The sequence below is a fragment of the Nocardia sp. JCM 38205 genome, from assembly GCF_058222935.1.
This window is the reverse complement of record NZ_JBYHFL010000011.1, coordinates 1-11,807: the sequence shown is the minus strand read 5'-3', so window position 1 is coordinate 11,807 and position 11,807 is coordinate 1. Positions and strand designations below refer to the sequence as shown.

Sequence of the window (11,807 nt, the reverse complement as noted above, 5' to 3'; positions counted from 1 at the left end):
GCTCAGCCGACGAGCTCGGAGGCAGCGGTGGCCAGCGCGATCACATCGGCCTGGCAGATGGCTGGATCGGCGGCGGGATCGCGGCCCCAGGACAGGTCGATGTACGCCGTGCCCTGGTCCAGGAAGACACCACATTCCGGCTTGCGGGTGGATTGGCAGAAGGCCGCACGCTGGGCGTTCCCGATCGCCGGTGCGGGTTCGCCCGGGCACAGCATCATCATGTTGGTGAAGCCCGCGTCGACCAGCGGCTCCGTCGGATAGCGCAGGACACCGGCCTCCACGTCCACGGTCCCCGACTTCCAGGCGCAGACCCGGTAGACGCCACGGTTGTTGTAACCACCCGGGTCGTGGTCGGTCTGGGTGCCGCCGGTCAGCTCCGGACGTCCGAGCCGATCGGCGATGGCGTCGCATGTGGGCAGCCCGGCGAGATCGGGGCGTGCGGGTTCGATGGCCGTGGTGGTGGCCGTCGTCGTCGAGCTCACCGGTGGTGTCGGCGGAATGCCCTCGTCGCCTTCACATGCCGCGATGACAAGTGTCGCTGCCCCGATAACGGCAGCGGACATGAACTTACGCGGTGATCGCACCCGCACAGCGCCCCCTCGAACTCGAACTCGGTGTATCAGCGTAGCCAGGTCCCGTGGCGGGGACGATTCGGGAGTGCGTCGGCAGATCACGGGCTCGTCTCGGGATTGTGAAACGCCAGCGATTCATAGTTGTCCGGCGTTACCGTCCGATCATGAAGCGCTCCATCGCAGGCGTTGCTCTCGGCGTCGCCGTCACCCTCATCGTTCCGCTGCCTGCACTGGCCGATACCGGTTCGTCCATTCTGCCCGGTGGTACCGGTTCGTCGTCGGGGTCCGCGAAATCCGGTTCCGCGTCCGGGTCGGCGAAGTCGGGTTCGGCTTCCGGGTCAGCGAAGTCCGGATCATCCTCGGGCTCAGGAAAATCCGGGTCGTCCTCGGGCTCGGGGAAATCCGGTTCGGCGTCGGGATCGAGCGATTCCGGTTCGGCGTCCGATGACGACACGGGCTCGTCTTCACGCTCCGACAACGACACCGGCTCGTCATCCCGTTCGGATGACGACCGTGAATCGCCCGCGCGCACGCCCAACCCCCGCTCACGTTCCGGCGGTAGCGAAACCCCCACGGACTCCGCGGATTCCGGCGCACCCTCCGGCTCCGGCGGCGCGCTCCCGTCGTATGAGCAATGGATCGGCGAAGTGCAGACCGTGGTCGATCAGGCCCGCGACGCGCTCGCGCAGCGCCTGCCCGGCACCACCCGTCCCGCCATCGTGCTCGATATCGACAACACCTCGCTGGAGACGCAGTACCACCCGGGCATCATCATCCCGGCCATCGACCCGGTGCTGCGGCTGGCGAGCTGGGCGAAGGGGCAGGGTGCGGCGATCATCTTCGTGACCGGCCGCCCGGAGTTGGTGAACGGCTATACCCAGCACAATCTCAGCAGCGTCGGCTACCCGGTCGACGGTCTCTACGGCAGCCCGCTCACCACGCTGTCGGCCGGTTCGGCCGGGCTCGAGCAGTACAAGAGCGGCGCGCGGATCGATATCGAATCGGCGGGCTACACGATCATCGCCAATATCGGCAACAGCCCGTCCGATCTCGCGGGCGGGCATGCGGAGCTGACGTTCAAACTCCCCGACTACGACGGCGCCCTGAGCTGATCCCCGGTTCCCGGAGCGCGGCGGCCGCGGCGGCAAGTGCTCTCCCACGGTGGGGTGCTGCGGTTGGCGCCGGCGGTCGAGCTGTAGCCGGCGATCGCGCTCGGCCCGTCGACCGTCCGCACCCTCGCCGCCGCGCAACGAGCGCCTCAGGACCAGGTAGGTCTGCGACAGCAGAATGCCGCCCACCGGTTGCGGTGGGCGGCATTCACGCGAACGGCGACGCTACGCCAGCAGCCCCTTCGCCACATGCGTCACCTGGATCTCATTGCTGCCCGCATAGATCATCAGCGACTTCGCATCGCGCGCCAACTGCTCGACCCGGTACTCGGTCATGTACCCGTTCCCGCCGAACAGCTGCACCGCCTCCATCGCCACCTCGGTGGCGGCCTCGGAGGCGTAGAGCTTCATCGCCGACGCCTCGGCCAGCGTCGGCGGCTTGCCCGCCCGACCCCGCTCGAGGACGTTGAACACCATGTTCTGCACGTTGATCCGCGCGACTTCCATCTTGGCCAGCTTGAGCTGCACCAGCTGGAACCGGCCGATCTCCTGACCCCACAGCTTGCGGTTCTTGGCGTAGTCGATACAGAGCCGATGGCATTCGTTGATGATGCCGAGCGCCATGAACGCCACGCCGACGCGTTCGGCGGTGAAGCTCGACCGCGCGCTGTCCCGGCCGTCGCCGCCCTTGTGCTCCTCGGTCTCGCCGAGCAGCCGGTCCCGGCCCACCCGCACGTTGTCGAAGAACAGTTCACCGGTGGGCGAAGAGTGCAGGCCCATCTTCTTGAAGGGTTTGCCCTGGGTGAGGCCCTCCATGCCCTTGTCGAGCACGAAGGTGAGCACCTTGCGGTCGCGCTTGTCGACGCCGGCGTCCCCCTCGTCGAGCTTGGCGTAGACGATCATCACGTCGGCGAAGGGGCCGTTGGTGATGAAGGTCTTCTGGCCGTTGAGGATGTAGTCCTCGCCGTCGCGCTTGACGTAGGTCTTCATGCCGCCGAAGGCGTCGGAACCGGAATCCGGCTCGGTGATCGCCCAAGACGCCACCTTCTTCAAGGTGACGATGTCGGCCAGCCAGCGCTCCTTCTGCGCCAGCGTGCCGCGCGACATGATCGTGGTGGCGCCGAGCCCGATGCTGACACCCAGCGCCGTCACCAAGCCCATGCACACCCCGGACAGCTCCCCGATCAGCACCGCCATCAGCGATTCCTGGCCGGCGAACGGGCTCGACCCGGCCGCGGATTTCTTCTTCTCCGGCAGCGGCTCCCCCGCCGCGAGCGCTTCCTCACGTTTGCGCTGGGCGGCCAGCATCTTGGCCACCGCCTCGGCGCCCATCGCCTCGATCCCGAAGTCGGCGAACAACTTCCGCAGGATCGGGTACGGCGGCATCTCACCGCTGTCGAGGGCGTCGAGGTTCGGGCGGACCTCTTTATCGATGAAGGTCCGCACCGCCTCGCGGATCATCTCGTCGGTCTCGGACCATTCGAACATCGTTGTTCTCCTGTGCTCGGTGCTGCTCAGGGCAGGCGGGCGGCGATATCGTCGATCAGCCAGGGCCCGTCGGCCTCGATGGTCTTCACGTCATGCCAGCCTGCCAGCTCGGAGATGGCGCCGCCCTGGACCGCGAAAACCTTGCCGGTGAGCGGGCACTTCTCCGACGCCAGGTAGGCCACCAGCGGGGAGATGTTGGCGGGGCTGAACGCGTCGAACTCGCCTTCTTCGACCTCGGCGGCGAAGATCGCGCCCATGCCAGGGGTGGCGAGAGTGAGCCGGGTACGGGCCATGGGCGCGATGGCGTTGACGCGTACGCCGTAGCGCTCGAGTTCGTCGGCGGCGACCAGGGTGAGCGCGGCGATGCCGGCCTTGGCCGCGCCGTAGTTGGCCTGGCCGGGATTCGGAATGGTGACGCCGGATGCCGAGGCGGTATTGATCACCGCGGCGTTGGGCTGATTGCCCGCTTTGCTCTGCTCCTTCCAGTACGCCGCCGCATGATGCAGAACGGCCGCATGTCCCTTCAGGTGGACCGCGATCACCGCATCCCACTGGGACTCCTCGAGGGCTGCGATGAAGCCGTCACGCAGGATGCCCGCATTGTTGACGACGATGTCGAGCTTGCCGAACTCGTCGATGGCCTGCTCGACCAGCTTCTTCGCGCCGTCCCAGGTGGCGATGTTCTCGGTGTTGGCCACCGCGCGCCCGCCGGCGGCGACGATCTCGTCGACCACCTGCTGGGCGGGGCCGGCGTCGGAACCCTCACCGGCATTACTGCCGCCGAGATCGTTGACGACCACCGCCGCGCCTTCGGCGGCGAACAGCAGCGCGTGTTCCCGCCCGATCCCCCGGCCCGCGCCGGTGATGACGGCGACCCGTCCTTCGAGTGCACCCATGTGTCGAAACTCCTTCACAGCTCAGGGAAACGCTGTGGCGGCAGCCGAACCGGGCAGCCGCCACAGCGTGAGATCAGTCGGTGACGACGGCGAGCCCGTCGGTGAGCACCAGATCCGCGCCGCGCGCGGTCCGGAACGCGTAGGTGGTGGCGCCGTCTTCGGCACCGACCCGCCAGATCTGGGTCTCCAGATCGTCGCCGGGGAACACCATCTTGGAAAACCGCACCGCGAACCGCTTCAGCCGATGCACGTCGGAGCCGGCGACGGCGGTGAGCACACCCCACGACGACATCGCCATGGTGCACAGCCCGTGCGCGATGATGCCCGGCAGACCGGCATCCTTGGCGACCTGCTCGTCGAGGTGCAGCGGAACCGGATCGCCGGACGCAGGCGCGTACCGGTAGGTCTGATCGTCGTCCACGTGGTGGGCGACCGTCGCCAGCGGCGGCTGCTCGGCCAACGCCGGATCGAACTTGTGCGCCGGAGCCGACTCGCCGACCTTGGTACCCACATCGATATTGCGGAAGAACGCGGTCAGGTACTGCTCGTTGACCAATTCCCCGTCCTCGGTGCGGCATTCGATCAGGATGGTGATCGTCGTGCCGTTCTCGCGGCCCTCGTAGCCGATAGCCTTGGCCCGCGAGACCAGCGTGTCGCCGGGGCGGATGGGGCGATGGAAGTGGAAGTCCTGCTCCCCGTGCACCACCCGGCCGAAGATGTCCATCGGCACCACGTCGATCACCGGCATCATCATGGCCTCGAACACCGGGACGATGCCGAAGACCGGTGCGGCGACCTCACCTGACAGATGTGCGGGAATCGGATCGTTGGTGGCGGCCGCGTACTCGGCGATCCGCTCCGCGGTGACCTCGAAACGCTCCTCATCGGACCAGACGTTCAGCCCCGAATCGTCGAACTCGACGCTCGTGCCCGCTGTTTCGGTCGTCATGTGCGCGCCCGCACTCAGGCCGACGCCAGCGCGTCGAGCTGCTCGAGGGTCTTGTCCAGCTGCTTGGCGCCGTCCTTCTCCACGGCCTTGCCCAGCGCACCCTTGATCAGGGCGCCCTCGAAGTCACCGTCGACGGAGAACTTGCTGCCCGCACCCTCGGGCTGGATCTCGAAGGAGAACTTCACCTTGACCCCGGCCATGCCGGTGCCGCTGAGCACCAGCTTGTTGGGAGCGTCGACGCTCTCGACAACCCATTCGATCTTGTTCGCCATGCCGAGCATGAAGATCTTGGCGACCAGCTTCGATCCGGCGGTGAGGGTGGCGGGCGGCTCCTCCATCCAGCGCTCGTGGATGGTGAACCACTTGTCCCAGGTGGAGGTATCGGAGACGACGGCCCAGACGGCGTCCGGGGCGGCGTTCAGGTTCTTGGTTGCGTCGATATGACCCATGGTCGTGCTCCTCGTCGAGTACGGGTTTCGCAGTGTCGCGGCGAAATTCGGATGATGGAGGTCAGCGCACGGCGCGCTGGTAGGCGGTGACGACGGCGGCGCCGCCGAGACCGATGTTGTGCTGCAGGGCGGCGGTGACGCCCTCGACCTGACGCTTGTCCGCGGTGCCACGCAGCTGCCAGGTGAGCTCGGAGCACTGCGCCAGACCGGTCGCACCCAGCGGATGCCCCTTGGAGATCAGGCCGCCGGAGGGATTGACGACCCACTTGCCGCCGTAGGTGGTCTGATCGGCGTCGAGCAGCTTGGCCGCCTCACCCTCACCGCACAGGCCGAGCGCCTCGTAGAGCAGCAGCTCATTGGCGGAGAAGCAGTCGTGCAGCTCGATCACCTGGAAGTCGTCCGGGCCGAGGCCGGCCTGGTCGTAGACCTTGCGCGCGGCCTGCACATTCATGTCGTAGCCGATGATGTTCTTCGCGGTGCCGTCGAAGGTGGAGGCGTAGTCGGTGGTCATCGCCTGCCCGACGATCTCCACCGCCTGCCCGGCCAGATCGTGCGAGTCCACGAAGGCCTCGCTGGCCAGGATCACCGCACCGGAGCCGTCGGAGGTGGGCGAGCACTGGAGCTTGGTGAGCGGGTCGTAGATCATCCGCGCACCCAGGATGTCGTCCATCGTGTACTCGTCCTGGAACTGCGAGTACGGGTTGTTCACCGAGTGCTTGTGGTTCTTGTAGCCGATCTTCGCGAAATGCTCCGGCGTGGTGCCGTACTGCTGCATGTGCTCGCGGCCGGCCGCGCCGAACATCCACGGAGCCACCGGGAACAGCACCTCGGAGATCTCGGCGAGCGCCAAAATATGTTTGCCCATGGGTTGTTCACGGTCGTCCCAGGTGGATTCCAGTGAACCGGGCTTCATCCGCTCGAATCCGAGCGCCAGCGTGCAGTCGGCCAGACCGCCCCGAATCGCCTGTGCCGCAAGGTAGAGCGCGGTGGAGCCGGTGGAGCAGTTGTTGTTGACATTGACCACCGGGATACCGGTCATGCCCAGTTCGTAGACCGCGCGCTGACCCGAAGTCGACTCGCCGTAGACGTAGCCGACGTAGGCCTGCTCTACTTCGCGGTAATCGATTCCGGCGTCGGCGAGGGCCTTGGTCCCCGATTCGCGTGCCATGTCCGGGTAATCCCAGTCGCTGCCGTCTTCGTTCTTGCGCCGGCCGGGCTTTTCGAACTTCGTCATCCCGACACCGACGACATAGACCTTGTTCGCCATCGAACTCCTCACCTTGTGCCGCCCGAAGACTTCGGAGCCGCTCGCAGGTAACCGCGCCAGTCGCGCGGTTCGACCACAAACAAACATACAAGTGTGTATGTAAGGCCGCAAGAGTGCGGGCCTCTATCGGCCGGAGAACGTCGGTCAGGGCCGGTAGAGCGCAGGGCGCCGACATTCCCGTCGAATTGGTACGCGACAACGTCTGGAGCTCACCGGGCCGGCAACATGCGCGTGCGGCGGCAAGGTACGAGGGTCAGGCCGGACGCCGCACCGGCTCAGGGCAGGCGCCGGATCATCGGCCGAGCGCTTGCACAGACCGAAGCCAACCGCACATGCGTTCGGCCGTCACACCGGCCGAGGACCGTTCGATGTGAGCGCGGCCGCCGCGATGGTGCGCAGGTGCGCGCACGCGCGCCCCCAGCGCCGGCGCGCACGCTCGGGATCAGGATCGATGAAGTTCGAGATCAGGATGCCGCGCAGGGCATCCATGGCGGTGTAGACGAAATCGCGGGCATCCTTGCGGCGCACCTCATCCGGCACGAAACGGGCCACGGCCAGCAATACCGCGTTGTTGACGAACGGCTCGACTTTCTCCATGGCCGCGGCGAGCACCGGATCGGTGCGCCCGGCCACCCAGAGTTCGACGGTGGCGATGAACAGCGGCCCCTGGTGTAGCTCCCAGAGGAAATCCAGCGCCGCGTCGACCGGATCGTCGACGCTCTCCACCCGGCCCATATCGCGCATCGCGGTTTCGGCCCGGCGTTGCGCCAGGTGACTGATGGCCGCGACCACCAGGTCGTTCTTGGAGCCGAAGTGGTGCACCTGGGCGCCGCGGGTGACCCCGGCTCGTTCGGCGACCCGGGGCGTCGTGGTGCCCGCGTAGCCGTATTCGACCAGGCAGTCGATGGTGGCGTCGAGCAGTCGCACCCGCATCTCGCTACTGCGCTGCTCCTGGGTACGGCGCGCGGGCTTGGTGAGTGCGGTTCTGGCCATTCGGAGGATTCTACCTTTACATGCAGGTCGGTATGTTCACGAGGCGGCGACGATATGCGGTTCGCGGCGCCGGAAGGTCCTGCGGTACTCGGCCGGGGTCACCCCGACCACGGCGCCGAAATGGCGGCGCAGATTCGTCGCGGTGCCGAGCCCGGTCATCCGCGCGATCCGTGCCATCCCGAAATCGGTTGATTCCAGCAATGATTGCGCGTGACCGAGCCGCTGGTTGAGCAGCCAGCGCATCGGGGTCACGCCGGTGGACCGGTGCACCCGCCGGTGAAAGGTCCGCGGGCTCATATTCGCGCGGGCGGCCAGCGTGTCGACGGTCAGTGGCCGATCCAGATTCGCCGCCGCCCATTGCAGTACGGGGCCGAGATCGTCGGACTCCGACGTCGGCACCGACAGTTCGACGAACTGCGCCTGCCCGCCGGATCGATGCGGCGGGATCACCATGCGCCGGGCCAGCCGGTTGGCCACCAGGGCGCCGAAATCGCGGCGCACCAGATGCAGGCACAGGTCGAGGGCCGCCGTCATGCCCGCGCTGGTGAGCACGTCGCCGTCGTCGACATAGAGCACCGAATCGTCGACCGCGATCCGCGGATACCGCGCGGCCAGCGCCGCCGCGTGCTCCCAGTGCGCGGTCACTCGGCGGCCGGTGAGGATGCCCGCCTCGGCCAGCGCGAAGATCCCGTCGCAGAGGGCGACGATGCGCGCTCCCCCGGCATGGGCGGCGGCGATCACCTCGACCAGCTCGGCCGGAACCGCGCCGCCGTCGCGCAGGTAGTCGTGCGCGACGGACGGCACGATGACGGTGTCGGCGGCGAGCAGGTCCGCCCGCCCGTGTTCGGCGCGCAGAAAGGTACCGAAACCGAGCGGCTGGGTCCGTGTCCGCGTTTCCACCGTGCACACGCGCAGCTCGTACCAGGGGTCCGCGAGGTCCGGCTGGGGCGTGCCGAAGATCGACGCCACCACGCCGAGTTCGTACAGATCCCACGGGTGCAGTTCGCCGGGTGAGACGGCCAGCGCCACGACATGTCCGGACATGACATCCAGCCTATGGCAGTAATCGTTCGCCTGCTGTCAGTCCTGCCACTCACACCCCGGCACCGGCATGACGCAAGCTTCTTCTCGGGTCCACACCACCGACATCACCAGCAACAGGAGTCACATCATGACCGACAATCGCACCGCGGTGACCGTGCTCGGGCTCGGCCGTATCGGCGCCGCCCTGGCCGAGGTGTTCCTGCGCAACGGCCACCCGACGACGGTGTGGAACCGGACGCCGGGCAAAGCCGAACAGCTCGACGCGCTCGGGGTCCACCGAGCCGATTCGGCCGAGGCCGCCATCGCGGCCGGTGAACTGATCGTGATCGCCGGAGTCGACACCGGCACCGCCGCCGAACTGGTCGAGCAGGGGCGCGACCTGGTGGCCGGCCGCGACATCCTCAACGTCGCCACCGGCCGTCCCGACCAGGCCCGCGAACTGGGCGTCCGGGTCGGCGAGCTCGGTGGACGGTTCTTGGACGGCGCGATCCTCGGCGTCCCGCAAACCCTCGGCACGCCGGACACGCTGTTCCTCTACAGCGGCTCGCCCGAGGCACAGCGGCGGCACGCGGGCACCCTCGGCGAACTCGGCACGGTGAACTACCTGGGCGCCGACGCCGGACTGGCCGGACTGCACGATATGGCGGTGCTGGCCGGCATGTACGGCCTCTTCGGCGGTTTCTTCCAAGCGGTGGCCATGGTGGGCAGCGAGGGCGTCGGCGCGACGGCATTCACCGACGGCTACCTCATCCCGTGGCTGCGGTCACTGCTCGAGCTGCTGCCGACGCTGGCCGCCGAGATCGATTCGCGGGAGTTCCCGGTGAACTTCTCCGACCTCACCGCCAATCGGATCGGGCTGGACAACATTCGGGCGGCCGCGCGCAACCAGGGTGTGTCGACCGAACTGCTCGACCCGCTGCAACGGCTGTTCGACACCCAGACCGAGGCGGGTCGCGGCGCGGACAGCTTCACCGCCGCCGTCACCGGGTTGCTCGCCGGGCGTCCGGCCGCCGTGCACTGACCCCGGAAAACACTTCGGGCACCCCGCATGATGTGCGGGGTGCCCGTTTTCAGCCGGACCATGTCGCCGGCCGCAGCGCCTCGGTAGGGGCGCCGCACGGCCGGCAGCGGTCCTGTCGAGCGGTTCGGTCTGCCGAAACCGGCTCAGCGGAGGGCGCGCGCCAGGTTGGCGTCCAGCGCGGCCAAGAACTCCTCGGTGGTCAGGTAGCCCTGGTCACCGCCGACGAGCAGCGCGAGGTCCTTGGTCATCTGACCACCCTCGACGGTCTTGATGACGACGTCCTCGAGGGTCTGCGCGAAGCCGATCACCTCGGGGGTATTGTCCAGCTTGCCGCGGTGCTCGAGACCACGAGTCCAGGCGAAGATCGACGCGATCGGGTTGGTCGAGGTCGGCTTGCCCTGCTGGTGCTGGCGGTAGTGCCGGGTGACGGTGCCGTGCGCGGCCTCGGCCTCGCAGGTCTGGCCGTCCGGGGTCAGCAGCACCGAGGTCATCAGGCCCAGTGAGCCGAAGCCCTGCGCCACCGTGTCGGACTGCACGTCGCCGTCGTAGTTCTTGCAGGCCCAGACGTAGCCGCCCTCCCACTTCATGGAGGAGGCGACCATGTCGTCGATCAGGCGGTGCTCGTAGGTCAGGCCCGCGGCGTCGAACTGGCTCTTGAACTCGGCGTCGAAGATCTCCTGGAAGGTGTCCTTGAACATGCCGTCGTAGGCCTTCAGGATGGTGTTCTTCGTCGACATGTAGACCGGGTAGTTCTGCTGCAGGCCGTAGTTGAACGACGCCCGCGCGAAGTCCTCGATCGACTTCTTGAAGTTGTACATACCCATGACGACGCCGCCGTCCTCGGGCATCTTCACGACCTCGTGCACGATCGGCTCACTGCCGTCGTCGGGGGTGAAGGTCAGGGTGACGGTGCCGCCCTGGAAGACCTTGAAGTCGGTGGCGCGGTACTGGTCGCCGAAGGCGTGACGGCCGATGATGATCGGCTTGGTCCAACCGGGCACCAGGCGCGGAACGTTGGAGATGATGATCGGCGCGCGGAAGATCGTGCCGCCGAGAATGTTGCGGATGGTGCCGTTGGGCGAGCGCCACATCTTCTTGAGACCGAACTCTTCGACCCGGGCCTCGTCGGGGGTGATGGTGGCACACTTCACGCCGACGCCGTGCTTCTTGATGGCGTTCGCCGCGTCGACCGTGACCTGGTCGTCGGTCTTGTCGCGGTACTCGATGCCGAGGTCGTAGTACTCGAGGTTCACATCGAGATAGGGGTGGATCAGCTTGTCCTTGATGAACTGCCAGATGATCCGGGTCATCTCGTCGCCGTCGAGTTCTACGACGGTGCCTTCAACCTTGATCTTGGACATGGATCTTCGTGTCCTCCTAGGATGGTGCCCTCATTGCACGGCCAGGCGAACACGCTTGTGAGCGGACCCCAGCTGTTCAACAGACAACGTATACGCCTCGTGTTGTCCGCGAGACGTCTGGTGCAAACAAGACAAGCGTACTGCTGGTGGCTATCTCACCGCGCGGGTAGGGCAGGGTGTGAGGCGGATTACGCTCCGCCGTCGATTCCGCCGCAGGTCACTCGCCTCCGATCCCGGACATGGGAAGCCGGGGTTCGGTCCGCGACATGGCGCCGGTTACGATGTCGGTCAGGTCATGAGAGCCAGTGCAAAGCCCCGGCTAGCTGGACGGCAACCCTCCTGCAGCGGTGGGGTGCTCCGGGTGAGGACCGGGCTTCCGAGAGTCGGAAGCAAGCGCGCGCGTAGGAGGTCACCGAGATGTGTTGTTGTTGTTTGTCGCTCGCGCACAGATAACCCCGTAATCCCGGCGAACAACCTTTGGAGCCTTCCTTGACCGACGCCACAGCGCCCGATCCGACCGCGACCTGGTCTTTCGAGACCAAGCAGATCCACGCCGGACAAGCGCCCGACGACAGCACCGGCGCCCGCGCGTTGCCGATTTATCAGACGACGTCGTATGCCTTTCGTGATACCGATCATGCGGCGGCGTTGTTCGGGT

The 11,807-nt window shown here is 67.0% G+C and carries 13 protein-coding genes and 1 riboswitch; of the genes, 3 read left to right on the top strand and 10 right to left on the bottom strand.

Translation table 11 applies throughout. From position 1 onward, the window contains the following. Nucleotides 1-2: 2 nt before the first annotated feature. Nucleotides 3-563, bottom strand: a complete 561-nt coding sequence (locus tag AC4HOU_RS27140; protein ID WP_490725538.1) for a hypothetical protein — start codon at nt 561-563, stop codon at nt 3-5. Between the two features lie 160 nt (nt 564-723). Next, on the bottom strand, nt 724-1,056 hold the full coding sequence (locus AC4HOU_RS27135; protein WP_194991462.1) for a hypothetical protein: 333 nt from the start codon (nt 1,054-1,056) through the stop codon (nt 724-726). Nucleotides 1,057-1,219: 163 nt separating this feature from the next. On the opposite strand from AC4HOU_RS27135, the gene AC4HOU_RS27130 reads away from it, so the two are divergent. After that, nucleotides 1,220-1,684 (top strand): HAD family acid phosphatase, encoded by a 465-nt coding sequence (locus AC4HOU_RS27130; protein WP_490725537.1) that lies wholly within the window; start codon nt 1,220-1,222, stop codon nt 1,682-1,684. A gap of 222 nt (nt 1,685-1,906) precedes the next feature. Here AC4HOU_RS27130 and AC4HOU_RS27125 read toward each other — a convergent pair whose 3' ends face one another. From AC4HOU_RS27125 to AC4HOU_RS27095, 7 genes are all read right to left on the bottom strand, one after another. Next, the gene (locus tag AC4HOU_RS27125) at nt 1,907-3,169 is read right to left on the bottom strand and encodes an acyl-CoA dehydrogenase family protein (RefSeq protein WP_163817078.1); all 1,263 of its coding nucleotides are present in this window, start codon (nt 3,167-3,169) and stop codon (nt 1,907-1,909) included. 26 nt (nt 3,170-3,195) lie between these two features. Next, nucleotides 3,196-4,065: an SDR family oxidoreductase gene (locus AC4HOU_RS27120; RefSeq protein ID WP_490725536.1), complete on the bottom strand. Its 870-nt coding sequence runs from the start codon at nt 4,063-4,065 to the stop codon at nt 3,196-3,198. Nucleotides 4,066-4,138: 73 nt separating this feature from the next. Continuing rightward, a complete protein-coding gene (locus AC4HOU_RS27115) occupies nt 4,139-5,014 on the bottom strand; it encodes a MaoC/PaaZ C-terminal domain-containing protein (protein WP_163817074.1) in 876 nt (291 codons plus the stop codon). Between the two features lie 14 nt (nt 5,015-5,028). After that, nucleotides 5,029-5,463, bottom strand: coding sequence for a type II toxin-antitoxin system Rv0910 family toxin (locus AC4HOU_RS27110; RefSeq protein WP_036533519.1), 435 nt, complete (start codon nt 5,461-5,463; stop codon nt 5,029-5,031). A 61-nt stretch (nt 5,464-5,524) separates the two neighbouring features. Beyond that, nucleotides 5,525-6,730 carry a lipid-transfer protein gene (locus AC4HOU_RS27105; RefSeq protein WP_163817072.1) on the bottom strand — a complete coding sequence of 402 codons (1,206 nt, stop codon included), beginning with the start codon at nt 6,728-6,730 and terminating at the stop codon, nt 5,525-5,527. Between the two features lie 345 nt (nt 6,731-7,075). Then, on the bottom strand, nt 7,076-7,723 hold the full coding sequence (locus tag AC4HOU_RS27100) for a TetR/AcrR family transcriptional regulator (protein WP_163817070.1): 648 nt from the start codon (nt 7,721-7,723) through the stop codon (nt 7,076-7,078). Nucleotides 7,724-7,759: 36 nt separating this feature from the next. Continuing rightward, complete coding sequence (locus AC4HOU_RS27095) at nt 7,760-8,767, bottom strand: helix-turn-helix domain-containing protein (RefSeq protein WP_163817068.1); 1,008 nt, start codon at nt 8,765-8,767, stop codon at nt 7,760-7,762. A gap of 127 nt (nt 8,768-8,894) precedes the next feature. Between AC4HOU_RS27095 and AC4HOU_RS27090 the strand changes: the two genes are divergently transcribed. Continuing rightward, nucleotides 8,895-9,788 (top strand): NAD(P)-dependent oxidoreductase, encoded by an 894-nt coding sequence (locus tag AC4HOU_RS27090; RefSeq protein WP_490725535.1) that lies wholly within the window; start codon nt 8,895-8,897, stop codon nt 9,786-9,788. Nucleotides 9,789-9,931: 143 nt separating this feature from the next. Here AC4HOU_RS27090 and AC4HOU_RS27085 read toward each other — a convergent pair whose 3' ends face one another. Then, on the bottom strand, nt 9,932-11,149 hold the full coding sequence (locus AC4HOU_RS27085) for an NADP-dependent isocitrate dehydrogenase (RefSeq protein WP_014349259.1): 1,218 nt from the start codon (nt 11,147-11,149) through the stop codon (nt 9,932-9,934). A gap of 291 nt (nt 11,150-11,440) precedes the next feature. Further along, nucleotides 11,441-11,551: riboswitch (SAM riboswitch) on the top strand. A gap of 87 nt (nt 11,552-11,638) precedes the next feature. On the opposite strand from AC4HOU_RS27085, the gene AC4HOU_RS27080 reads away from it, so the two are divergent. Further along, on the top strand, nt 11,639-11,807 hold a 169-nt coding region (locus AC4HOU_RS27080), incomplete at its 3' end, for a PLP-dependent transferase (RefSeq protein WP_195007402.1).